At 52.5% G+C, this 25188-nt stretch carries 21 protein-coding genes; 7 read left to right on the forward strand and 14 right to left on the reverse strand.

All coding sequences use genetic code 11. The annotated features are described in order from the left end of the window. Positions 1–9: 9 nt before the first annotated feature. Together DQM29_RS12475 and xapA are read right to left on the reverse strand one after the other, a co-directional pair. Positions 10–1266, reverse strand: coding sequence for a nucleoside permease (locus tag DQM29_RS12475; protein WP_111740997.1), 1257 nt, complete (start codon positions 1264–1266; stop codon positions 10–12). 111 nt (positions 1267–1377) lie between these two features. Continuing rightward, on the reverse strand, positions 1378–2211 hold the full coding sequence (gene xapA / locus DQM29_RS12480) for a xanthosine phosphorylase (protein WP_111740998.1): 834 nt from the start codon (positions 2209–2211) through the stop codon (positions 1378–1380). Positions 2212–2457: 246 nt separating this feature from the next. Between xapA and DQM29_RS12485 the strand changes: the two genes are divergently transcribed. After that, on the forward strand, positions 2458–3672 hold the full coding sequence (locus tag DQM29_RS12485) for a phosphopentomutase (RefSeq protein WP_111740999.1): 1215 nt from the start codon (positions 2458–2460) through the stop codon (positions 3670–3672). A 366-nt stretch (positions 3673–4038) separates the two neighbouring features. Next, positions 4039–4803 (forward strand): nucleoside-specific channel-forming Tsx family protein, encoded by a 765-nt coding sequence (locus DQM29_RS12490; RefSeq protein ID WP_111741000.1) that lies wholly within the window; start codon positions 4039–4041, stop codon positions 4801–4803. Between the two features lie 65 nt (positions 4804–4868). Here the strand turns inward: DQM29_RS12490 and dgt are convergent, their stop codons facing one another. Next, complete coding sequence (dgt, locus tag DQM29_RS12495) at positions 4869–6365, reverse strand: dGTPase (protein ID WP_111741001.1); 1497 nt, start codon at positions 6363–6365, stop codon at positions 4869–4871. A gap of 306 nt (positions 6366–6671) precedes the next feature. On the opposite strand from dgt, the gene mtnN reads away from it, so the two are divergent. Genes mtnN through DQM29_RS12510 form a run of 3 tightly spaced genes read left to right on the forward strand, consistent with a single transcriptional unit; the run spans position 6672 to position 8850 of the window. Next, positions 6672–7376, forward strand: a complete 705-nt coding sequence (mtnN, locus tag DQM29_RS12500) for a 5'-methylthioadenosine/S-adenosylhomocysteine nucleosidase (protein ID WP_111741002.1) — start codon at positions 6672–6674, stop codon at positions 7374–7376. Continuing rightward, the gene (gene btuF, locus DQM29_RS12505; protein WP_232054914.1) at positions 7376–8218 is read left to right on the forward strand and encodes a vitamin B12 ABC transporter substrate-binding protein BtuF; all 843 of its coding nucleotides are present in this window, start codon (positions 7376–7378) and stop codon (positions 8216–8218) included. Before mtnN ends, btuF begins: the two co-directional genes overlap by 1 nt. Before the next feature lie 17 nt (positions 8219–8235). Then, complete coding sequence (locus DQM29_RS12510; RefSeq protein WP_111741003.1) at positions 8236–8850, forward strand: TRIC cation channel family protein; 615 nt, start codon at positions 8236–8238, stop codon at positions 8848–8850. A gap of 50 nt (positions 8851–8900) precedes the next feature. On the opposite strand, the gene erpA is transcribed toward DQM29_RS12510, so the two are convergent. After that, the gene (erpA, locus tag DQM29_RS12515; protein ID WP_027274645.1) at positions 8901–9245 is read right to left on the reverse strand and encodes an iron-sulfur cluster insertion protein ErpA; all 345 of its coding nucleotides are present in this window, start codon (positions 9243–9245) and stop codon (positions 8901–8903) included. A 389-nt stretch (positions 9246–9634) separates the two neighbouring features. Here erpA and hemL point away from each other — a divergent pair, with 389 nt between their 5' ends. Further along, positions 9635–10918: a glutamate-1-semialdehyde 2,1-aminomutase gene (hemL, locus tag DQM29_RS12520; RefSeq protein ID WP_111741004.1), complete on the forward strand. Its 1284-nt coding sequence runs from the start codon at positions 9635–9637 to the stop codon at positions 10916–10918. Positions 10919–11028: 110 nt separating this feature from the next. Here hemL and DQM29_RS12525 read toward each other — a convergent pair whose 3' ends face one another. The 8 genes from DQM29_RS12525 to acnB form a co-directional block, all read right to left on the reverse strand. Beyond that, entirely contained in the window at positions 11029–11994 is a 966-nt protein-coding gene (locus tag DQM29_RS12525; RefSeq protein WP_111741005.1) for a YdhT family protein, read from the reverse strand. A gap of 3 nt (positions 11995–11997) precedes the next feature. After that, positions 11998–12783 (reverse strand): thiosulfate reductase cytochrome B subunit, encoded by a 786-nt coding sequence (gene phsC / locus DQM29_RS12530; protein WP_111741006.1) that lies wholly within the window; start codon positions 12781–12783, stop codon positions 11998–12000. Next, positions 12780–13451: a 4Fe-4S dicluster domain-containing protein gene (locus tag DQM29_RS12535; protein WP_111742087.1), complete on the reverse strand. Its 672-nt coding sequence runs from the start codon at positions 13449–13451 to the stop codon at positions 12780–12782. The genes phsC and DQM29_RS12535 overlap by 4 nt, the downstream gene beginning before the upstream one ends. Before the next feature lie 190 nt (positions 13452–13641). Further along, on the reverse strand, positions 13642–14337 hold the full coding sequence (locus DQM29_RS12540; protein WP_111741007.1) for a YdhW family putative oxidoreductase system protein: 696 nt from the start codon (positions 14335–14337) through the stop codon (positions 13642–13644). Between the two features lie 17 nt (positions 14338–14354). Then, positions 14355–16454, reverse strand: a complete 2100-nt coding sequence (locus tag DQM29_RS12545) for an aldehyde ferredoxin oxidoreductase (RefSeq protein WP_111741008.1) — start codon at positions 16452–16454, stop codon at positions 14355–14357. A gap of 55 nt (positions 16455–16509) precedes the next feature. Beyond that, complete coding sequence (locus tag DQM29_RS12550; protein WP_111741009.1) at positions 16510–17139, reverse strand: ferredoxin-like protein; 630 nt, start codon at positions 17137–17139, stop codon at positions 16510–16512. A 618-nt stretch (positions 17140–17757) separates the two neighbouring features. Next, a complete protein-coding gene (gene yacL / locus DQM29_RS12555; RefSeq protein WP_111741010.1) occupies positions 17758–18108 on the reverse strand; it encodes a protein YacL in 351 nt (116 codons plus the stop codon). Positions 18109–18258: 150 nt separating this feature from the next. Next, positions 18259–20859, reverse strand: a complete 2601-nt coding sequence (acnB, locus tag DQM29_RS12560) for a bifunctional aconitate hydratase 2/2-methylisocitrate dehydratase (RefSeq protein WP_111741011.1) — start codon at positions 20857–20859, stop codon at positions 18259–18261. A 391-nt stretch (positions 20860–21250) separates the two neighbouring features. On the opposite strand from acnB, the gene DQM29_RS12565 reads away from it, so the two are divergent. Beyond that, entirely contained in the window at positions 21251–21526 is a 276-nt protein-coding gene (locus tag DQM29_RS12565) for a hypothetical protein (RefSeq protein WP_145960371.1), read from the forward strand. An 84-nt stretch (positions 21527–21610) separates the two neighbouring features. Here DQM29_RS12565 and lpdA read toward each other — a convergent pair whose 3' ends face one another. Both lpdA and aceF read right to left on the reverse strand, forming a co-directional pair. Beyond that, a complete protein-coding gene (gene lpdA, locus DQM29_RS12570; RefSeq protein WP_111741013.1) occupies positions 21611–23035 on the reverse strand; it encodes a dihydrolipoyl dehydrogenase in 1425 nt (474 codons plus the stop codon). A 246-nt stretch (positions 23036–23281) separates the two neighbouring features. Continuing rightward, positions 23282–25165, reverse strand: a complete 1884-nt coding sequence (gene aceF, locus DQM29_RS12575; protein ID WP_111741014.1) for a pyruvate dehydrogenase complex dihydrolipoyllysine-residue acetyltransferase — start codon at positions 25163–25165, stop codon at positions 23282–23284. Between the last annotated feature and the right edge of the window lie 23 nt (positions 25166–25188).

Consider the following 25188-nt stretch of genomic DNA (forward strand, 5'->3'; position numbering starts at 1 on the left):
CGTGATTCATCAGTGCGCAATGCTGGCCTGCGACAGCTTTTCTGGCTCATGGCGATAGCGGAAAGTGAAGAAGAACACCACAGCCAGCGCCAGCGCATAGGCGGCAAACACTAGCCATATGGTTTGCCAGTCCCTAACGCCGTTAACAGTGAAATAGTCCACCGCTTTACCGCTCAGAATAGCGCCGACATAGGCACCAACGCCGTTGACCATCGTCATAAATAGTCCCTGAGCGCTTGCGCGAATATCAGAGCTGGTCTCTTGCTCAACAAACACCGAACCGGAAATGTTGAAGAAGTCAAAAGCGCAGCCATAAACAATCATCGACAGCATCAACAGGATAAAGCCTGTCGAAGAAGGATCGCCGTAGGCAAACAGTCCAAAGCGCAGTGTCCAGGCAATCATGCTGAGCAGCATCACTGTCTTGATACCAAAGCGCTTTAAGAAGAACGGGATAGCCAGAATAAACACCACTTCCGACATTTGTGAAACGGACAGCAGGATAGACGGGTACTTCACGACAAAGCTGTCTTTAAACTCAGGATTGAGCGCAAAGTCGTGTAGAAACGGATTGCCAAAAGTATTGGTTATCTGCAGCACGGCACCCAGCAGCATGGCAAACATGAAAAACACCGCCATTCTCGGCTTTTTAAACAGCACAAAGGCATCCAGCCCCAGCATATTGACCCAGGTCTGATCTTTCTTTTTATTCGCCGTCGGAATGGAGGGTAATGTCATCGCGTAAACGGCCAGCAGCAGCGACATACCGGAAGCGATATACAGTTGAATATTGCTCAACTCCAGCTTCAGCAGGCTTATCGTCCACATTGCAACAATAAAGCCGATGGTGCCAAACACGCGGATCGGCGGAAAATGAGTGACGGTGTCTAGTCCCGCTTTTTCCAGACAGGAGTAAGAAATGGTGTTAGACAGCGCGATAGTCGGCATAAACGCCATGGCGTTAACCAGCATAACCCAAAACATCAGCGTCGGATCGTTGACCGTTGCCGCGTAAAACAGTGCACAGGCGCACAGCAAATGGCAAAGCGTATACACCTGATTGGCGCGCATCCACTTGTCGGCCACAATGCCAATCAGGCTTGGCATCAATACTGCCGCCAGCCCCTTGGTGCTATAAACCATCCCTACGGACGCGCCGTTAAAATGCAGGGTTTTTATCATGTAGGAACCCAGCGTCACCAGCCAGCTCCCCCAGATGAAATACTGCAAAAATGACATGATCTTTAAGCGATTTTTAATGCCCATCGGTTTCCCCTTTTGATTATTATTGGGCAAAGCCGGGCGCTGGCGTCCTGTCGTATGACAGGACACCCGCTTACGTCGGCCTTAGCCTCTTTTTGGTTACCGCAGTTGGAGTTAGGCCAGCTTGCGCAGGAAGCCGCAAATTAGCGTAATAAAGTTTTGAGTAGAAAGCTTGGCCGCAGCCAGCGTTTGTTCATGGGACAGGGCAACGCTACCAAGGCCTTCGGCTAGGTTAGTGATCGCCGAGACGGCAACAACTTTCAGCCCACAGTGGCGTGCAGAAATCACCTCAGGAACCACAGACATGCCAACGACGTGACCGCCTATAATCTGCATCATGCGGATTTCCGCCGCAGTTTCGAAGTTCGGCCCCGGATAAGAGACAAATACCCCTTCAGACAGCGGAAAACCTGATTCTTTCGCAACGTCCTGTAGCAGCGCGCGGTAGTCCGCATCATAGGCATTCGCCAGTGAGAAAAAACGCTCGCCGAATCGCTCGTCATTAGGCCCAACCATCGGCGTGCCCGGCATAGTATTGATGTGATCGCACAGAGAAACCAGACTGCCCGGCTCGACGTCAGCCCGCAGAGAACCTGCCGCATTAGTAGAAAACAGCAGTTCACAGCCCAGCAGCTTAAAGGTGCGGATAGCATCGGTCAGTATGTCCATTCCGCGCCCTTCGTAAAAATGTCCGCGCCCTTTCATGCAGGCCACTGGCACACCGGAGAGCGTCCCCAGCACCAGCTCGCCCGCATGGCCATGCACCGTGCTGACCGGAAAACCGGGCAGCTTTTCGTAAGAGATCGCTACAGCGTCTTCAATCTGCTCGGCCAGAACGCCTAATCCAGAACCTAAAATAAACGCCACTTTAGGAGTAAAGTTCGGCTTGGATGCTCGAATAATATCGGCAGCATAAAAAGGATTTTGAGAGAGTCCGGTTTTCGACATGGTAGAGTTTCCTTATTTTTATTAGCGTATCTTGAATCGTGAAACAAGAGGTATTCTTTATCGCTCTATTTATACCGATGATGAAAATACTTTATCCAATATTGTTTACTGCCACGATCGATATAAATTTAATATCAATAAGGCGTGCGCATTCCTGTTATATATACACAGACTCTTTTTGACAACTTAATACCCGACACGCTTCTTCATTTTGAGACACTGTCGGGATATACGCACGGAGACAACATGCGCGCAATCGTTTTGATTATGGACTCTTTCGGCATTGGCGCAACGCCAGACGCCGAGCGCTTTGGCGACGCGGGTTCAAACACGCTGGGCCACATCGCCGACCACTGCCTGGCGACGCGTTCAGACGCCCGCCCGCTCACGATGCCCCATCTGGAACAGTGGGGCTTAGGACTGGCAGGTCAACTGGCCAGCGGCAGTCTGGCCGCTGGCTTCAATCCCAACCCGAAAACGATCGCCGCCTGGGGCGCAGCCAAAGAGGCATCATCAGGCAAAGACACACCGTCTGGCCATTGGGAGCTGGCGGGAGTGCCGGTGCGCTTTGACTGGGGCTACTTTCTACAGCCACAGGACACCTTTCCCGAAGTGCTGCTAAATAATCTTGCGCGCCGCGCCGGGCTGCCGGGCTTTTTAGGCAACTGCCATTCGTCCGGCACGGTGGTTCTGGAGCAGTTTGGCGAAGAGCACATGAAAACCGGCAAGCCAATTGTTTACACCTCTGCCGACTCGGTGTTTCAAATCGCTTGCCATGAGGAAACCTTTGGCTTAGAGCAGCTTTATCAACTGTGCGACATCGCTCGTGAAGAGGTCGATCCCTATAATATTTGTCGGGTTATTGCCCGTCCGTTTGTCGGTAACGCAAAAACCGGCTTTACCCGCACCGGCAATCGCCACGATCTAGCCGTACCACCGCCCGCAGATACTGTATTGAAAAAGCTGGTGGACGCAGGTGGGCACACTATCGCCATTGGTAAAATTTCCGATATTTATGCTGGGGTAGGAATCAGTACAAAAATCAAGGCAAACGGTCTTGACGCCCTGTGGGACGCCACTTTTGATTCCGTTAAGCAAGGGCCAGACTTCAGCCTGATCGTGACTAACTTTGTCGATTTCGATCAAAATTTTGGCCACCGTCGCGACGTTGAAGGATATGCTCAGGCACTGGAACAGTTCGACCTGCGCCTGCCGGAGCTTTATTCCCTGCTTAGAGAAGACGATGTGGTCATCATTACGGCCGACCACGGCTGCGATCCAACCTGGCCGGGCAGCGACCACACGCGAGAGCACGTTCCCGTGCTGGTCTATGGCAAGCGCATTGTGCCTGAAAGCCTTGGTATCAGAGACACATTCATTGACATCGGCCAAAGCTTAGCGACCTGGTTTAATCTGCCTCCCTTCGATGAGGGCGTGAGCTTCTTGAAAAAGCCAATGTAGTCACTTTCCATGTCACACTTTAGCCGGGTCTTTACTCGGCTAAAATATTTTTGACACAGCACTGCCTCACTATATTGAATTGCTCGCCTATATTTCGAGCCTATTTGATATCAGTCACATATTCACTCTCATCTATTTACAACGCTTTTTCCCCTACCTAAAACAGCAAAAGATAATTCACTGTTTTATTTAGTTTAATAGCGCAGTTTTATTATCGATATCAAATTAATATCGATAGTGAAAAATATGATATTGGTATTCTGAATTATCCTCTTTTACTTTCTTCCCGTACGAATAAAAAAAGTATTTCAAACTCACTGCCACGACATTTATTCGGCATCTTACTTACTAAAGGGAATAACATTAATGAAAAAATATCTCCCCGGTGCACTTGCGCTGGCTGCCGTTTTATTTACTCCACTTTCTCATGCAGAATATAAGTGGGGCTTTGCCGATATTGGTATCCACTACTTGGACTGGACAGAGCGCACCACTCACAAAACGTCAGACAAGTCCCACAAGGACGACTTCGCCTATCTAGAAATTGAAGGTGGCGCAGGCTTTAGCTGGGGGGAAACCTACGGCTTCTTCGACTGGGAAAATCCGTTTAATGCACGCCACGATGAACCCGGCAGCGAACAGCGCTATACGTTTAAAAACACCAACCGCGTCTATCTTGGCGATACCGGTCTAAACCTCTACACGCACGTCTATGGAACCTATGGCTCCCCCAACCGTAGGAACTTCCACGACGTGATGTTCCTTTACGGACTGGGCTACAACCTAAAAGTGAACAACTTCTGGTACAAACCGTTTATCGCCAAACGCTACACGGACCAAACCTACTACAGTGGCAACAATGGCTACGTGTTTGGCTGGGTTGCAGGCTACGACTTTGCACTCGCAGGCCAGAACTTTGCGCTAACCAACTGGAATGAATATGAATTCGACCGCAAGGGGAAATACGCCGCGGGCAACGGCGGCACTGATGGCCTTAACGGCGGGGCCGCTCTATGGTGGAAGGCTACGCCTGCCGTTACCGCTGGCGTACAGTATCGCTATGCAGACAACAAGCTGGGAGAGCGCTTCTTACAGGACGGTATCATCTATTCTCTGAAGTATAACTTCTAACGAATGTTACCAGACCGGGCGACAAAGCCCGGTCATTCTTGAGTATTCCATTCGCTAACGCGCACTCAGTCCGCCGCCATCAGCCGCCGATACTCGTCGTAGGCGTACAGGTCTGTCATGCCGCTGATATAGTCTTGAATCAGTCTGGCTCGATAATAAAACTCCCTAATTTCCCGCTGCGCTTCAGGCAAATGCCCCAGCTGAGCCACGGCTTCTTTGTAGGCCATGCAGTGTTTGGTGGACAGTTTATGGTAAAGGCGCGTTTCAATCAGATAGCCGCGATGGCGATTTTCACTCACCAGCTTGTTAAAGTCGGCCATGGGTATATCCAGCAGCGGGCTGTAAATATCCAATAGGCCGCTGATCACCCGGTATCCCTGCAGCTCAAGCTGCTCTACTTCGTCCTGACTGAACACATAGGTTAACGCAACGTCTTTGTAGACGCTCAGCAGCTTAAAGGCCTCGTCTCCACCTTCCAGCAGCGCTTGGTTAAAGCTGCCTTCAAAAATGGCGGGCAAGTGAGTAATAAAGCGCTCAGCGGCTCTGGGCACTAGCTGGGCAATAGTGAACACCCGCAGGTACATAAAAAACTGGTCTTCTCTATGGCGATGCCCGCTACCCTGCTCAACCTTACGCAGCGCGCCGCCAACAGTTTTATCAAACAGGTCGCCCGTATTAACGTCGCCCCAGGCGCTCTTCAAATGATCGTACAGCTGCTCGACGGTCAAAATATTCTTCTCTACCGCGTCCTCCAGATCGGCGATGCAGTAAGAGATATCGTCAGCGGCTTCCATAATGTAGGTCAAAGGATAGCGGCTAAAGCCTTCCATCCCTAGCTGATAGCGCAGCTCAGAAACGAATCGCTCTTCGGCCATGTAGTAGCCGGGCTTTTTCATCAAGTAGCTGTATTCCTCAGGCACCTCACCGGACCAGTAGGCAGGTCGAGTATACTTCAGGATGCAGGCTACCTGAGAGTAGGTCAGATTCAGCTTTAGCAGCGTGTGCACTAGGCGAATCGCCTGCGCATTACCCTCGAAGTTACCGAGATCCTGACAGACCCGCAGCCTGAGCTGGTTGAGTTCGGGCTGTTCATCCTCTTGGCGCAGGCAGGGGTAATGGCACAGTTTTCCGGCGCCATCGCGCAAGCGCTTGCGAAACCAGTTGTTAATCGCCGCCTCACCAAAGTGCCCGAAGGGGGGATTGCCGACGTCGTGCATCAGGCAGGCCATCTCAACAATGCTTTCAAAAGAGTCGACTAGATTTTCCAGCCCCAGTTCCTGCAGTCTTCCCGCCTTTTTAAGGCGAGAAAAGATCTCTTTAGCGATATGTCGTCCGACCTGCTGAACCTCCATTGAGTGGGTCAGCCGACTGCGCACCGCGGCGTTGCGCTCTAAGGGAAAAACCTGCGTTTTCTGCTGAAGACGGCGGATCGCCGCAGAGTTGATAATTCGACCGCGATCGCTTTCAAACTGACGGGAAATATCATATTCGCCCTCAGGTACCGATGAGGAGCTAAAAGGACGCTGAATTCTGATTCGCTTAGAAAAATCAATCCCGGACATGGCCTTTCCTAGTCTGTGCTTACGCCGTCTGTTCACTCTTCCCACCGCAATCGGGGCTTAGCGTATAAAACAGCGGAGCTATCTCAATGAAAAATAAAATGCTTTTATGCGTTTGATGAAAAAGTGCTCCGGAAACCATCATACATCATCCACAACGGGATAAAAGAGGTTCATTGACTGAAAAACTCTGCACAGGGGGAGACTCATTTCTTCTCTTTGCATGTTAGACTACGGCGCACATTTATACCCAGATTCATACTCGGGTTTATACCCAAGCTTATACCCAATAGAATGCGGGACTACACCATGAAAGTAGGCATTATTGGTGCAATGGAGCAGGAAGTTACTCTGCTGCGTTCACAGATTGAAAATATGAACACACTGCAGCGCGCCGGATGCGAAATTTACACCGGTCGCCTGAACGGCGTTGACGTAGCGCTTCTGAAGTCCGGCATCGGCAAGGTTGCCGCAGCAATGGGCACTGCACTGCTGCTGGAAATCTGTCGCCCCGACGTCATTATCAATACCGGTTCTGCCGGCGGCCTGTCTCCGTCGCTAAAAGTGGGTGACATTGTGGTTTCCAGCGAGGTTCGCTATCACGATGCCGACGTTACCGCCTTTGGCTATGAACCTGGCCAAATGGCTGGCTGCCCCGCGGCTTTTACCGCCGATTCTGCGCTGATTGACCTCGCCGAGCGCTGCATTCGCCAGTGTAACCTTAATGCTGTAAAAGGCCTGGTATGTAGCGGTGACGCCTTTATCAACGGCGCTGAGCCGCTGGCTCGCATTCGCACCACCTTCCCTCAGGCGATTGCCGTTGAAATGGAAGCGACAGCCATTGGTCACGTCTGCCATCAGTTCGGTACGCCGTTTGTTGTGGTGCGTGCGATTTCTGACGTCGCCGATCGAGAGTCTCATCTGAGCTTTGACGAGTTTCTGGTGCTGGCGGCCAAACAGTCATCTCTGATGGTCACGACCATGCTGGGCGAACTGGCAGAACGCGCGCCGTGATGATAAGCAAGTTCATGCGCATTCGGCTAGCCCGATGGCTGTTAGCCATCCTGCTGCCCCTTGTTGGCATCTCAGCCTTTGCCGCTGCCAAGCGCGTTATCAGCTTTGCTCCGCACGCCACTGAACTTGCCTATGCCGCTGGCCTCGGCGATAGCCTTATCGCCGCCAGCGACTACTCCGACTACCCCCCTGAGGCAAATCGCCTTGAACGAGTCGCTTCCTGGCAAGGCATCAACCTTGAGCGGGTATTAAACCTCAAGCCCGATCTGATCCTCGCCTGGCGGGGCGGCAATCCGCAAAAAGTGCTGGATCAGCTGAGTGGATTCGGCATTCCTATTGTCTATACCGACGCTGACAGCGTGGAAGGTATCGCGGACAGTCTGTCACGGCTTGCCGCCTATAGCCCCCGCCCGGAAGAAGCACACAAGGCGGCTCAGGCGCTTTTGAATCAAAAGGCCGAGCTGGAAAAACGCTATAAAAAAACCAACGCCGCACCGATACGCATTTTTCTCCAGTTCAGCCATCAGCCTCTCTTTACCGCCTCGGAAAAAGCGCTACAGAGTGAAGTGGTTTCTCTGTGCGGTGGAAAAAACGTGTTCGCCGACAGCCCGGCCCCTTGGCCGCAGGTCAGCCGTGAACAGGTTTTAGCGCGTCAGCCTCAGGTAATTCTTATTGCCGGGGACAGCGCTCAGGAAAATAACGTCAGGGCATTTTGGCGCGGGCAGCTAGAGGTCCCCGTCATTAGCGTTCCTGAAGACTGGTTTAACCGCAGCGGCCCAAGGATTATGCTGGCCGCTGACGTGGTGTGCCAAAAGCTTTCGCAAATTTCATCTGGTTCATAGGATTGGAGCACTGATAAATGCTGGTTTACTGGCTAGACATACTTGGAACGTCGGTCTTTGCCATTTCGGGCGTTCTTTTGGCGGGAAAGCTGCGGATGGATCCTTTTGGCGTGCTGGTGCTGGGCGTCGTTACCGCGGTTGGCGGTGGAACCATTCGGGACATGGCGCTGGCCAATGGCCCAGCGTTTTGGGTAAAAGATCCTACGGATCTGGTGGTCGCTCTGGTGACCTGTGTCGCCACAATCGTTCTTGTACGCCATCCGCGCTCGCTGCCCAAGTGGATCCTGCCGGTGCTGGACGCCATTGGTTTGGCGGTCTTCGTCGGCATTGGCGTCAATAAGGCGTTTGCTGCCGGAACAGGCCCGCTGGTGGCGACCTGCATGGGCGTACTGACCGGGGTTGGCGGGGGTATTATTCGCGACGTACTGGCGCGGGAAGTACCGATGATCCTGAGAACCGAAGTCTACGCGACAGCCTGTATTATCGGCGGCTCCGTTCACGCGGCGAGCTACTACTTTTTCAACATTAATTTGGAGCTGGCAGCCTACCTTGGCATGGTCATCACTCTGGTAATCCGCCTGGCTGCCATCCGCTGGAGCCTCCGTTTACCGACGTTCAGCCTCGATAAATAGCAAAAAGCACGGCTTTGCCGTGCTTTTTCACTTTCAATGCCGCTTAAAAATCAAATGCTAAACGACGAACCGCAGCCACAGGTGCTCTTGGCGTTCGGGTTCTGAATGATAAAGCGCGAGCCCTCAAGGCCTTCGGTATAGTCAACCGCGCCGCCAACGAGGTACTGCAGGCTCATCGGGTCTACAACCAGAGAAACACCCTGCTTTTCAATGACCATATCGCCATCATTGACCTTTTCATCAAAGGTGAAGCCGTACTGAAAGCCGCTGCACCCGCCGCCGGTGATATATACACGCAGCTTGAGTTCGGGATTGCTTTCATCAGCAATCAGCGCTTTGACCTTATTGGCTGCCGCATCGGTAAATTCCAAGGGCAGTGCTGTTGAATCACTCATCAATTGTCTCCGGCTTATCTATTCTGTCTCGCTACATGGGCGGACTATTAGTCTCTACAATTATCCAATAGTTGACTAAAACGTTCAAGTATTCTGCACGGGTCTGCGCTATCACCAGCGCTAGTGAAGCCGTTAGGCACCACAAGCTACGCCCCATTTATCTATTTTACAACAGCTGAACCCACGATGAGAGCAACAACGTGCGCTTTTACCTTAGGCAGTGTCTCGCAATTGCCAGCAGTAGCGACGCCAAGCCCACAAGACGTCATCAAGTGTGACAACACAGAGTACAAACATTAACAATCCAGCGCTGTTATTTAGCGTCAGTTCTTTTAGAATAAACGGCGTTTCCCTATTTTTCAGATAATAAAGGCAGGAGCCCGCCAACTATGAGCAAATCAGAAAATTTATACGCACAGGCACAGAAAGTGATCCCCGGCGGCGTCAACTCCCCGGTTCGCGCCTTTACCGGCGTTGGCGGCGTGCCGCTGTTTGTTGAGCGCGCCGACGGCGCCTATCTCTACGATGCAGACGGCAAAGCCTATATTGACTATGTCGGCTCTTGGGGGCCAATGATCCTTGGTCACAACAACGATGTCATTCGCGATGCCGTGATAGAGGCAGTGACCCGAGGCTTAAGCTTTGGCGCGCCGACAGAAATGGAAGTCGAAATGGCCACGCTGGTCACCGAGCTGGTGCCGTCAATGGACATGGTGCGCATGGTTAACTCCGGCACCGAAGCCACCATGAGCGCCATTCGCCTCGCTCGCGGCTTTACCGCGCGCGACAAAATCATCAAGTTTGAAGGCTGCTACCACGGCCACGCCGACTGCCTGCTGGTAAAAGCAGGCTCCGGCGCGCTGACGCTGGGCCAACCTAACTCGCCGGGCGTCCCGGCTGACTTCGCCAAGCATACGCTAACCTGCACCTACAACGATCTGAGCTCCGTTCAACAGGCGTTTGAGCAACACCCTGAAGAGATTGCCTGCATCATCGTCGAACCGGTCGCCGGAAACATGAACTGTATTCCACCACAGCCGGACTTCCTACCCGGCCTGCGTCAGCTGTGCGACCAGTACGGCGCGCTGCTTATCATCGACGAAGTGATGACCGGTTTTCGCGTAGCGCTGGGCGGCGCACAGGCCTACTACGGCGTGACGCCTGACCTCACCTGTCTGGGCAAGATCATCGGCGGCGGCATGCCGGTCGGTGCATTCGGCGGCCGCCGCGACGTGATGGCCGCTCTGGCACCAACCGGTCCCGTTTATCAGGCGGGCACTCTGTCCGGCAACCCCATCGCCATGGCCGCGGGCTACGCCTGTCTGAGCCAGCTGACCGACGTGGGCATTTACTCACAGCTGGCGGAAAGCACCAAAACGCTGGCTGAAGGGCTGCTCAGCGCCGCTAAGCGTCAGGGAGTTCCGCTGGTGGTGAACTACGTGGGCGGTATGTTTGGCCTGTTCTTTACCGATGCCAATACTGTGACCTGCTATCAGGACGTGGTGAAGTGCGACGTAGAGCGCTTTAAGAAGTTCTTCCACCTGATGCTGGAAGAAGGCGTCTATCTGGCGCCGTCCGCCTTTGAAGCCGGCTTTATGTCGCTAGCTCACTCAAAAGAAGACCTCCAGAAAACCATCAGCGCCGCCGAACGCTGCTTTGCAAAGCTGGCATAAGCGCTTACTCACCGAAAACAAAAAGGCCGCATCGTTTTTGATGCGGCCTTTCTCTTTATTTATTCGCTATAAAACGCCTGACGCCTGTCTTCATATGCAGCGCCTGTTATCTATGGGTGCAGTTCAACAAACTCATGCCGCTCGTTAAGCCGATACTTCACCCCGGCACGGATGCCGTTTTCTCCTTCGTAGGCCACGGCAAAGCGCATCCTCTCTCCGTCAAAATAGGATAGCGCGGCGCTGCCTCCCTCGCCCAGCACCACATAGTCAACGCTGGCGGTGGAAACAACCTGCGAACCTTTTCCCATCGCCACCAGCCTAGCGCCGTCACCGACGTTAGCAATGGCGCTTTGTTCACTAAAGCTTGAGATATGGCTTAAGTCCCCTGCATTGGCGACTTTAGCGCTTTCTCCGGCGCTGCCAATACGCGCCCTCATGCCCGCGCTGGCGATGCGTACGCCTCGCCCTGTACTGCTTATTTTTGCAGAATTGCCCGCACTGGCGACTCTGGCTCTTTCGCCTGAGCTACCGATACGCACGTCGTGACCAACACAGCCGATGCGGGCCGCATAGCCCGCGCTGGCGATCTGAGAGGCATAACCGGAGCTGCTCAGCCAGCCGTATTCTCCGGTACTGCCTATGTGAGCATTTACTCCACTACAGGCAATGCGCACGCTGCCGCCACAGCTGCCCAAACGGGCGCTATCCCCCGCGCTCCCAACCTGAGAGGCACTGTCGACGTCCATCCAGCGGTAGCCGTCAACGTCCGACGCTGTTTTCTGGCTGTAGTCGCTACGGTGTGTTGATAGGGAAATATGAACAGAAACAGAAGACTGATTGAGATCGAAAGCCAGAAGATCGGTCGCTCGGGTTTCTTGGCGAACAAATCCCTCTTTCTCCAGCCAAAGAGAATAGGCGTACTCCACCAGACTGGTGGCCCAGTCAACGCGGCCGCTTTGGATCAGCTGGCTGTGTACGTCAGCATAGCGCCCCCCGGAGGGAAAGCGCCTCAAAAACCAGCGGTAAATGTCGGGGCTGACGCGCCAGCCCCGAAGCTCGCGACGAGTAATTAGCATCGCTTAGTGACGGTGATAGCCATCAACCATGCACTTAAAGGTTTCCGTCGGCGTGCGCCCGGTAGTGCAAAGGTAGAGGTGACCAAAGATGAAGAACACGCTCAGCGCTGCCAGCACAAAGTGCGCCTGTAGGATCCAGTAACGCGCCCCTGCAGCACCAAAGGAAACCGCTTCTGGGTAAAGGGACAGCAGCCCACTGATTAGCAACAGCGGCACCAGCGCATACATCACGCCCAGATAGGCGACCTGCTGTAGCGGATTAAACTTCGACTGCTCCGTGGCGGGAAACGGATGGTCTTCCCCCTTCATGATGCCAAACAGATAGAAACGCGTCTGCTTCATAGCTCGCCCTATCCACCCCTGCGGCTTGATTATATAGTGGTGACCGTTGCCCCCCACGGCGTTAATCAGCACAAAGCACAGCCAGCAGGCAACGAGCAGCAGGCCGCAGATCTTGTGTACACCTACCAGACTTTTTACCGCTTCAGTCGCGACCAGCCCAAAGTGGTTAATCATTCCGCTGGCCAGCAGCAGGATGAATAACAGCGCGTTAGACCAGTGCCAAAGACGGATAGCCTTGGAGTAGAGATACACCTTTTCATGACTTTCCCCGTGCTTTTTGCCACTCTGGCGCGCCCGCAGCATCGCGTGCAGTGCCAGTACCAGCAGCATGGCCACCAGCGCCAGTCCAGCGATAGTCAGCCATACGGGCCAGTACTGTGGCGTAAACAGCGGCACGTACTGATGCAGCTGTGACTGGAACTGCTCAGCATTCAGCGCGGCGTTCATACGCTATCCCCCTTTTTTATCAGGTGTTGACCGAAAAGGCGGTACAGGTGAGGTTGACCTGCGCCTTTTAACCGGTACTCATAGAACTTGTTGTTCTCAAGCCAGTTTTTCACCTCTGGGCTGTCCTCTTTGCCGAAAATCAGCGCATTTTGAGGACAAACGTTGACGCATATCGGCATAAATCCCTTGGCGAGGCGAGACTCGACGCAAAAATCGCACTTGTCTGCCACTTTGGTTTTGGGATTCAAATAGCGAACCTGATAAGGGCAGGCGCCAATACAGTAGCTACAGCCGATACAGACTGACGTATTTACCCTGACAATGCCGTTCTCATCGCGATAAGACGCGCCGGTTGGGCATACTTCAATACATGGAGCGTCTTCGCAGTGCTGACAAGAGTGCCGGAAAAAGTGGTACTGAGTTTCGCTGTCGTTGTCAGAAACGGGAATATGGGCGATAGACAGGCGGCTGCCGCTGTCGGGGACGTGGTTTACCTTACGGCAAGCCCGTGCGCACAGATTACAGCCGTTACAGCGGGTTTCATCGTGGATCATCGCATAGCGTACAGGCTGGGTTTTGCCCGATGCCGCCAACACGCTTCGACCGGGACCAGTAAAAAAGATCACCGTCCCCATGCCGATAACAAATTTACGCCGAGTGTAGGTCATCTGCTCATCCCCCGGTTCTGTTGACGGCAATAGCCTGGCTTTCGCCATAACGCTAAATATACCTTGCTCATTTGTCTTGCTCCGCCATTGCCTATTTCTCATCAATGAAATAGTGAAAGTGGTTGCTTAACGAGCCGCGGCCTGTCGGTTTTCTTTTTTCACTGCCGCGACCTGATGGTGCTTTAAACGTTTACGGATTCTGGAACCGTTCTACCTCTAGCCATTCGCACAGCCCGTAGGCCTTGCCGAAGCTCATAAAGCGTTCGCTGAACAGGTACTCCACGTCGTTTGACGACGATACCCTGCGAATGTCGGCGTAGTCTGGATGCGTCTCTATCGCCACCAGCGCCGCATCAACTTCTTCAGAGGAGAAACGGTACGGCTCCTGTGTCAACATCGCCACTTTGTAGGGGCGCGGATAGGTTTCACACTCAAACCTCACCGCGTGCGCAATGGTTTTACAGACGTCCTTTTCCATCACCAAAACGCACATGTTGGCATAGTTGGTCGACATGCTCTGCGTCGAGTAGTAATAGCGTTCCTTCTCACCCTGGCAAACGCTAATGTCACTACAGGCTTCACTGTCGAACACGTGGCGCATTACCTCATCCAGATCCTGCTCAGAAATCGAATACGGCGGCTGATGAAACGTCTCGTGCGCCACCAGCGAGCCGGTGAGCGAACGCTGACGAATAAAGTCAGCCACGATATCCACCGGAGACAGCGCCTGTGCATCCAGCACCGCCTGCGCTTCATCAATTTCCTGCTGCAGCGAGTCGGCCGAGTTTGTCGACCGGCCAAACAGCCGGCGTTTACGCTCGTCGACGACGTCTTCCGCATCAGTCGCCTCACCGGGCGCCAGAATCTCTTCGTTTAACGCACTCATCGATACCCTCACCGAACTTAAGGCAGCAGGTTCATCGAGGCTAAATCAACCGCGACGTCCTCAAGGCCCAAACGGTGGAGCGTCTCTTTTGTCGGGCAGCCCAGCTCGGGATCCCAGCCCATCTCGGTGTAGAACATGGTCATCGACTTATACATATCGTCGCGATCCATCTTGTCCGTTCCCTCCGTAAAGACCGGAATCTTCGGATCTTTATCAAACACCCATGAGCAGATGAGATCGTGCTCGTTGCGCATATCTTTGGTCTGCATCAGCTTCACCGTATAGGCGCGGTGCAGCGTGAAGATACGCTCAGCGGCCAAATCCAGGCTTGCCTGAGTGGCATCGTCACCGGTTACCGCTTTGAAGAACTTGGCTTCAAGCTCCAGATCGCCGCGATAGTTGCGGCTCTTCAGCGGTGATACCGTCATCGGCCATACCCAGTTACACAGCGTCACGGCGTTGTGCAGGCAGACTTTGAGCAGCGTCCACTTGGCGTACTTAATCTTGGCGGGATTAATCGGCGTATAGTTTTTAGTTTCGTCGTAGGCGTCCTGAGAGCCGAACAGCTCGCCTGCAACTTCTCGCTGCAGCTTGAGCGGCAGACCTGACCCAATAAAGTTGATGTGGGTATGGGTCATACAGTCGCGGTTAAACATACAGTTAGTGATAGCGCCAACCTGTGCCGACGCCTCGTTGGCGTGGTGGACCGGATAGCCAAACGGCGACCACAGTTTGTTTTTTGCGTATCCCCAGTACTCTTCACCCAGATCCCAGCGTTCGGCGATAGCGTGAGAGCCGTCTGACAAATGGCTTAGCTCGCCCACGCGGTGAGCCAGACGATAATAAAGATCTTTGACGAAGTTGATGTCACCCGCCTCCAGCTGATCCCAGCGGATTTCCGCATACTCTTCCGGCGGCAGTACCCGCTTAAAGACGCCTTTGCTGTAGCAGTAGCTAAAGTCGCGGTGTAGCTGACCGTAGTTACACCACAGGCCGTAGTCGTCAAACAGGTTTAGCCCCACCAGGTTACCCACCACGCGACCGTCATCTTTGTCGTCAAAATCTTTCGGGCCGTTGGGGAAAATAGTGGTATGAACAAAGTTCGCCACGCAGGTGTTACCGCCTGTGCTCGGCACACCAAAATCCTTCACTCTGGGAATGTTCATCTGAGTCATACAGCGGATGGGGCAAGAATGGCAGCCGCTCATCTTCACCGTGTACTTCTCAGCCGCTGGCCCTAGGTCAAATACTGACTTATAGGTTCTGAAACCAACGGTATTTTGGTTGCCCGGAGGAATCTCACCGGTTTCAATCGGCCCGCCTTCAGCGGCGCCCCAGTACAGACCTTTGCGCGCCGTCCAGCGCGAACCGGGAGACGAATATTCCGCCCAGGCCTGCGGCGTACTCGGTACAACGTGGTTGTTGTTGGCGCCGATAAGCTCGGTCATCATGTAGTCGTTGAGGCGCTTCATTTCGTGACGATCGGCAATGCCGACGCCCTTGGTGCCCTGAATGGCGATCGCCTTCAGCTTTTTGGAGCCCATGACTGCACCAGTACCCGCCCCGCCGCTGTGGCAGCGGCTGTTAAGCATGCCGGACAGAGGCACCAGATTTTCCCCTGCCTGGCCGATAGTCGCCACGCAGGTTTCTGCGCTGGTCATACCGCAGATCTCTTCCGTTGTGGCGCGCGTGCCTTTGCCCCACAGAAAATCCGCCTTCTCAATGCTGACTTTATCGTCTTGGATGTTGATCCAGACCGGCGTTTCAGACTTGCCTTCAATAATGATGACGTCATAGCCAGCAAACTTCATCTGCGCGGCGAAGAAGCCGCCCATGTGCGCATCAACGACCAGATTGCCCTTGGTAAAGGTCGACAGACTGGTGATATTGACGCGAGAGCTACAGGGAGCGCCTGAACCGGTTAACGGCCCAACGGCGAACACCAGCTTGTTGGCTTCGTCAAAGGGTTTGGTGCCGGGAGGCACTTCGTCATACATAATGCGGTAGCCGAAGCCCATACCGCCGATATACTGTTTGTATTTACCTGAATCTTCGAGAGAGATTTTTCCCGAAGAGAGGTTGATTCTTAATATGTTACCCGTCCAGCCATTAGCCATGATCTTTTCCTTAACACGCTGAAATCTAAAGGAACCATTGTTCGGATTGCACTCCTCAGACCGTAATGTCTTGCCACTCGATGACTTTTAATGCTCCCGTCGGGCAGGCGCTCGCGCACTCGCCGCACAGAACACACTTCGACGACTTGTGAGTCTCAGTGTTAACGGTCGCCATCATCCATGGACAGGCGGTAGTACAGGCGCTACATCCGATACAGCGCTTATGATCAACGGTAATACACCCCTCTTTCTCGCTGTAGGAGATGGCGCCGATCGGGCACACCTTCATGCACTGAGGGTCTTTACATTGCCTGCAAGTATCTGGCGTATAGTTCAAATCGCCGAAAATTCCCCCGCCAGAGCCAACCCGACCGTCACCAAAGTAGTAGTTGCGGTGGATTTTAATTCTGGAGAAGAAGGTTCCGACGGCCCCGTCATTGTAGTTGGTGCAGGAAATCTCACAGCGATGGCAGCCGGTACATCTGGCTCTTTGCGTAACCAACACCCCTTTGGGGGTCGTTATTAAGCCAACGGTACCGCTATCCACATCTTCCTGTGTACAGCCGAATAGTGATAACAAAGAGGGGGCTATGGCCAATCCCGTAAGGCCTTTACCTGAGATACGTAGAAACTCGAGTCGTGTTAAACCACTATCTAAAAATGGACGTTCGACGTTATTAGACATTTATTTCACATCCTCTTCCGTACTCGCTGAAATAACAACACGTTCGATATTATTTTTATAGTAAAACCACATTTACCCAAAAAGAGGTAAGAGCCTAATAATAGTTACTCTATTTATCAAAACAATCTGTGATCGTTATCAATTTAAACCCAATAACCTTACCATTAAAAAGGTTATTGATATTCATTATCATTATTTATATATCATTTAATTATTACGGCATCTCTAGCTAATAATTAAAAAAACGTTTATTTTTCATGAAAGAGGCTCTATTTATTACATCTTATAAAACAAAATGTTAATGAAAATTAAGTTGATAAAGAAAGCTCTAGCTTCCTTACCTCTATACATGAAGACATACTTTCATAAAAAAATAACAAATATTTATCATTTTAAAGCCGTGTGAAATCTGCTATTTAATATGGATTAAATAGCCAAACATTGACCCAAGAAACACGTTTTTCAAATAAGGAAGAAAGAAAAAGGATACAAAACAAAAGAGAATGGTAAATAGAAAAAATATCTATAGAGAATAATTCACAAATCGTAGGTAATAAAAAATAAAGGGACGACAGTCCAAAAAAGGAAAAGAAGGCAAAAACGTCGATTATTTTCCCTTTAAAAAGCCCGGTAGTCCGCCAGCACCCGTAGGAAATCTTCCACACCGCAGCAGGACATACTCTCTTCATCGTAGTAAAACATGCCCTCTTCCAGTTCGTCACCGTCGAGTTCAAGCTGATTAGCACGCACGATGACTTCTTCTGCATCAAGCCAAAGGGTGTATTCATGGCCCACTTTCTGCCACTGTCGTTCAGTACCCCGCACCTCTGCTATGGCCTGCTCTACTTCATCAAGCAGTGAAGTATTTCCCTTCACTTCTTCATTGAGCCAGTGGCCAACCGCTTCGTGCTCCATAGAGAAACGGGCAACGACCTGACCGGTGATATCTAAAATAAATTCATAGTCCATTGTGTGCTCCCGTTATGCATTCTGCTGTGCTACTTACTATGATACTCATGAATCGCACCGCCGTACCACGGCGGCGTCATGTTATTTCCTTCTATAGTAAAAAACCGCGCCAAGGCGCGGTTTTTTTATGCATCAACCCTCAAGCCGTCGCTATACGGCAGCCTGAAAAATCACACCCTCAGCCTTCTTGGTGTACTGGTTAAGCTGGTCAAAGTTAAGATAGCGATAAGTATCACTCGCCGTCTTGTCGACTTCAGCCATATACCCCAAATACTCTTCTACCGTAGGTAAACGACCTAACAGAGAAGCCACCGCAGCCAGTTCCGCAGAGGCCAAGTAAACATTAGCACCTGTCCCCAAGCGGTTAGGGAAGTTACGGGTCGAGGTAGATACAACCGTTGCCCCTTCATTCACTCGCGCCTGGTTCCCCATACACAGCGAACAGCCCGGCATTTCAATGCGCGCACCGTTCTGGCCAAACACGCTATAGTAGCCTTCTTCACTCAGCTGAGCGGCGTCCATCTTAGTTGGTGGAGCCAGCCACAGCCGAGTTGGCAGCTTACCCTTCACGTTTTGCAGCAGCTTGCCCGCAGCACGGAAGTGGCCAATGTTAGTCATACAGGAACCAATGAACACTTCATCAATCTTGTCGCCGGTCACCTCTGACAGCAGGCGAGCGTCGTCTGGATCGTTTGGCGCACACAGGATCGGCTCTTTAATCTGGTTCAGATCGATGTCGATAACGGCAGCATATTCTGCGTCTGCATCGGCTTCAATCAGGGTCGGATTGGCCAGCCACTCTTCCATCGCCTTCACGCGGCGCTCAATAGTGCGAACGTCGCCGTAGCCTTCAGCAATCATCCACTTGAGCATCACGATGTTAGAACGCAGATATTCTGCTACCGGCTCTTGATTCAGCTTGATGGTACAGGCTGCCGCAGAGCGCTCTGCAGAGGCGTCTGCCAGCTCAAACGCCTGCTCGGCTTTGAGGTCAGGCAGGCCTTCAATTTCCAGAATTCGGCCAGAGAAGATGTTCTTCTTGCCCTTCTTCTCAACGGTTAACAGCCCCTGCTTAATGGCGAAATAAGGGATCGCATGAACCAGATCGCGCAGCGTAATGCCGGGCTGCATTTTTCCGCTAAAGCGAACCAGAACTGATTCAGGCATATCCAGTGGCATTACACCAGTCGCTGCCGCAAACGCCACCAGACCAGAGCCCGCAGGGAAAGAAACCCCAATCGGGAAACGAGTATGGGAGTCACCGCCAGTACCGATTGTATCCGGCAACAGCATGCGGTTTAGCCATGAGTGAATAATGCCGTCTCCCGGGCGCAGAGAAACGCCGCCGCGGTTCATAATAAAGTCAGGCAGTGTATGGTGTAGCTGCACGTCAACAGGCTTTGGATAAGGGGCGGTGTGGCAGAACGACTGCATAACCAGATCGGCGGAAAAGCCGAGGCAGGCCAAATCCTTTAGCTCGTCGCGGGTCATACCGCCAGTGGTATCCTGCGACCCTACTGACGTCATCTTCGGCTCGCAGTACTCGCCTGGGCGGACGCCCTTCACGCCGCATGCCTTACCCACTACCTTTTGCGCCAGCGTATAGCCTTTGCTGGAAGCGTCAGCAGACTTAGCCAGAACAAATACGTCGCTCGCCGGCAGCCCTAAAGACTCGCGAGCTTTTGACGTCAAGCCACGGCCAACAATCAGTGGAATACGACCACCCGCGCGGACTTCATCAGCCAGCACGTCGGTTTTTAGCTTAAAGGTGGACAGCAGCTCGTTGCTGCCATGACGGCGAACTTCCCCTTTGCTGGGGTAAATGTCGATAACATCGCCCGTGTTGAGTTGAGAAACCTCAACGTCTTCAATCGGCAGTGCGCCCGCATCTTCCATCGTGTTAAAGAAGATAGGCGCAATTTTTCCGCCCAAAACGACACCGCCGCTGCGCTTGTTTGGCACAAACGGAATATCGTCGCCCATAAACCACAGCACAGAGTTAGTAGCGGATTTGCGGGATGAACCAGTACCGACAACGTCGCCCACGTAAACCAGCGGGAAACCCTGCTCTTTCAGCGACGCCAGCTTTTTCACCGGGCCGACCTTACCCGGCTGATCCGGCTCGATGCCATCGCGGGCAATTTTCAGCATCGCCATCGCGTGCAGTGGGATATCCGGGCGAGACCAGGCATCCGGCGCGGGAGACAGATCGTCAGTGTTGGTTTCACCGCTGACTTTAAACACGGTCATCGTCAGTTTTTCAGCCAGAGCGGGACGAGAAAGGAACCACTCAGCATCGGCCCAAGACTGCATGACCTGCTGCGCGTAGACGTTGCCCGCTTTCGCTTTAGCTTCTACGTCATAGAAATTGTCAAACATCAGCAGAGTGTGGGATAGCCCTTTAGCGGCAATCGGTGCCAGCGCGTCGTTATCTAACGCATCAATCATCGGCTGGATGTTATAACCGCCCTGCATGGTGCCCAGCAGCTCGACAGCCTTTTCTGGCGATACCAGAGGAGACACTGTTTCGCCCTTAGCGACAGCGGCCAGAAAGCCGGCTTTTACGTAGGCAGCTTCGTCAACGCCCGGCGGTACACGATTGGTCAACAGGTCAAGAAGCGTCTCTTCTTCCCCTGCGGGAGGATTTTTCAATAATTCAACCAGACCGGCGGCCTGCTCGGCACTCAGCGGCTTGGGTACGACACCTTCAGCAAGACGTTCAGCAACATGTTTACGATATTCCTCTAGCACGACGACTTCCCCCACTAACTTGTTATTTTAAGCAGTAAATTTTATGATTTTAATGCACATAAAATTGTTTACCTGCGGTATATTTGCACTGAGAGTAAATTGCATCAGAGCACCGATTTAGCCTAGTCACAAACGAAAATTCTGTTACTTTAATCACACTAAGTCTATATGCACTTTATAACGTTTATGGTGTAAATCAGGCGTCAAGCAGGCTCTCGCGGCAGAATTTCACAAGTATAGCTATTTATCACATTTTCGTTACAATTTTGCAAAGAAAATAGCTTTCGTTTTTCTATTTATTTTCAGATATATTGGGCTGTATCGCTTAACTCAAAGTGATACAGCTGCAAACAAATTGCGTTCGGGATTTCATTCACGAAGGGATGTCGGGATGATGCGAAAACCACGTTTAAGACTTTACCACCTCATACTGCTACTCATGGCGCTCAGCGTCGTAGTGCTGCTTATCCTGCGCTTCTCATCTCTCCATATCCACGCAGACATTTATCACTCAGAAGTCAGCAGCGACCCCGAAGAGCTTTGGGATCCGTTATACTCTGCCCTCGAGTTCGGCATGCAGTATTTTCTGATTGCGCTGATCCCTGTCGGCACGCTGATTTCTGCACTGATGTTTTTTCTGTTCCGGGAAGACACTCAGTCGTACTAGTCTCTTCTTCGCTTAAACACCAGACATAAAAAAACCGCCGAAGCGGTTTTTTTATAGTTTTTTATAACAGAGCAGAAAGAAAAATTACTTCTTCTTCGCCTTCGGGTTTGGCAGGTCGGTTACGGTGCCTTCATAGACTTCCGCCGCCAGACCTACTGACTCGTGCAACGTCGGGTGAGCGTGAATGCTCAGTGCGATATCTTCTGCATCACAGCCCATTTCGATAGCCAGACCGATTTCACCGAGCAGCTCGCCGCCGTTGGTGCCAACAATCGCGCCGCCAATAATGCGGTGAGATTCTTTATCGAAAATCAGCTTAGTCATACCGTCTGCACAGTCGGAAGCGATCGCACGACCAGAAGCCGCCCACGGGAAGGTGGACACTTCGTAGTTAATGCCCTGCTCTTTCGCTTCTTTTTCCGTCAGGCCAACCCATGCCACCTCTGGTTCGGTATAGGCAATAGACGGAATAACTTTCGGGTCAAAGTAGTGTTTCTTACCGGCAATAACTTCAGCGGCAACGTGGCCTTCGTGAACGCCCTTGTGCGCCAGCATTGGCTGGCCGACGATATCGCCGATAGCGTAAATGTGCGGCACGTTAGTACGCATTTGCTTGTCTACGCGAATAAAGCCACGCTCATCAACTTCAACGCCAGCCTGACCAGCGTCCAGCGTCTTACCGTTCGGCGTGCGGCCGATAGCTACCAGAACCGCGTCATAGCGCTGAGGTTCAGCAGGCGCTTTCTTGCCTTCCATAGAGACATAAATACCGTCAGCCTTCGCTTCAACGGCCGTCACTTTGGTTTCCAGCATCAGATTAAACTGCTTGCTGATGCGCTTGGTAAAGACCTTAACGATGTCTTTATCCGCAGCAGGAATAACCTGATCGAACATTTCAACAACGTCGATCTGAGAGCCCAGCGCGTGGTAAACGGTACCCATTTCCAGACCGATAATACCGCCGCCCATGACCAGCATGCGCTCCGGAACGGTTTTCAGCGCCAGCGCGTCAGTAGAATCCCAAACGCGAGGATCTTCATGAGGAATAAACGGCAGTTGGATCGGACGAGAGCCCGCCGCGATAATGGCGTTGTCAAAGTTGATATTGGTTACGCCGTTTTCGCCTTCTACCGCTAGGGTGTTAGGGCCAACAAATTTGCCAAGGCCGTTAACCACTTGAACCTTACGCATTTTAGCCATACCGGACAGACCGCCCGTCAGCTGGTTCACCACCTTTTCTTTCCAAAGGCGGACTTTTTCAATATCGGTTTTCGGCTCGCCAAAGACGATACCGTGTTCAGCCAGCGCTTTGGCTTCTTCAATCACTTTTGCCACGTGCAGCAGCGCTTTTGAGGGAATACAGCCGACGTTCAGACACACGCCGCCCAGCGTTGAGTAGCGCTCAACGATAACGGTATCCAGCCCCAGGTCTGCACAGCGGAAAGCGGCAGAATAGCCCGCGGGGCCCGCGCCAAGTACCACAACCTGAGTTTTAATATCAGTACTCATCTATGTACCTCTTCATTATTTTTCCGACCCACCGGCGTAGGGTTTTGCGTTATACCCGTCATACTTCAAATTGCCTATGGCATTTTGTCATGCAACTCGAATTATTTAGGGTATTGTTACCGCTCGTTTTGCCAGAAGCCTAACCAACCGTTTTAGTTTACATAAACATAACAATTGTGCAAACGCCAGAAGGTAATATTCGTGTCGCCTAGAATAAAACGGGCCAGCCTAAGCTGGCCCCGAAGGTTACATCACCAGGCGGCGAATATCAGACATCGCGTTGTTGATGAAGCTGATGAAGCGAGCACCGTCCGCCCCGTCGATCACTCGGTGATCGTAGGAAAGCGACAGAGGCAGCATCAGGCGCGGCGCAAACTCTTTACCGTTCCAGACTGGCTTCATTGACGACTTGGAGACGCCAAGGATAGCCACTTCCGGCGCGTTGACGATTGGCGTAAACGCCGTACCGCCAATGCCGCCCAGACTGGAAATAGTAAAGCATCCGCCCTGCATATCAGCAGCAGTCAGTTTGCCAGCGCGAGCCTTCTTAGAAATTTCAGCCAGCTCGTGAGACAGCTCAATAATGCCTTTCTTGTTCACATCGCGGAATACCGGCACGACCAGGCCGTTCGGAGTATCCACCGCGACGCCGACGTTAATGTATTTCTTCAGCGTCAGCTTCTGACCGTCTTCAGACAGAGAGCTGTTGAAGCGAGGCATCTCTTCCAGCGCTTTTGCAACCGCCTTCATGATGAAGACCAGCGGAGTGATTTTCACATCCAGCTTTTTCTTCTCGGCTTCAGCGTTTTGCTGCTTGCGGAAAGCTTCAACGTCAGTGATATCGGTTTCATCAAACTGCGTAACGTGTGGGATCATCACCCAGTTGCGGTGCAGGTTGGCGCCAGAAATCTTCTGGATACGACCCAGTTCGACTTCTTCCACCTCACCGAACTTGCTGAAGTCAACCTTCGGCCAAGGCAGCAGACCTGGCAGAGAACCGCCCGTACCGGCAGCAGAAGCACCGGACTCAGCGCGCTTAACCGCCTCTTTCACATAGGTCTGAACGTCTTCTTTCAGGATACGGCCTTTACGACCGGTTCCTTTCACCTTCGCAAGGTTAACGCCGAATTCACGAGCCAGACGGCGGATAACTGGGGTCGCATGTATATAAGCATCGTTTTCAACGAAGTCGCTACCGGCAGAAGCCCCAGCCGCAGGCTTAGCAGCCTGAACCGGAGCCGCTGGTGCCGCGCTAGCCGCAGGCGCTGGAGCGCTGGCTGCTGGAGCCGCAGCTGGCGCACTGCCGGCCACTTCGAAGGTCATGATCAGCGTACCGGTAGACACCTTGCTGCCCACCTGCACTTTGATCTCTTTGACCACACCGGCAAACGGTGCAGGCACTTCCATAGAGGCTTTATCGCCTTCTACAGTGATCAGGGACTGTTCAGCCTCGATCTTGTCGCCCACTTTGACCAGCACTTCGGTGACTTCGACTTCATCACCGCCGATATCCGGCACCTGAACGTCTTTCACAGAAGGCGCTGAAGCTGGTGCAGAGGCCGCTGGGGCACTTGCAGCAGGAGCAGCCGCTGGCGCGCTGCCAGCCACTTCAAAAGTCATGATCAGCGTACCGGTAGACACCTTGCTGCCCACATGCACTTTGATCTCTTTCACTACGCCAGCAAACGGTGCAGGCACTTCCATAGAGGCCTTATCGCCCTCTACGGTGATCAGAGACTGTTCAGCTTCCACTCTGTCGCCGACTTTCACCAGCACCTCGGTGACTTCCACTTCGTCACCGCCGATATCCGGTACCTGAACGTCTTTCACCGCAGAAGCGGCAGGCGCTGCGGCTACGGGAGCCGCTGCTGGAGCTTCAGCCTGAGGCGCTTCTGCGCCAGCGGCTTCAAAAACCATAATCAGTGAACCGGTAGACACTTTGCTGCCTACCTGCACTTTGATCTCTTTCACCACACCGGCCTGCGGAGAAGGCACTTCCATGGAAGCTTTATCGCCTTCTACCGTGATCAGAGACTGTTCAGCCTCAACCTTGTCGCCCACTTTGACCAGCAGTTCGGTAACCTCTACCTCGTCTGCGCCAATGTCCGGCACTTTGATTTCAATCGTCATTTATTCTTACCTCTATATACCAG

This window comes from Leminorella richardii, assembly GCF_900478135.1.
Taxonomy (GTDB): domain Bacteria; phylum Pseudomonadota; class Gammaproteobacteria; order Enterobacterales; family Enterobacteriaceae; genus Leminorella; species Leminorella richardii.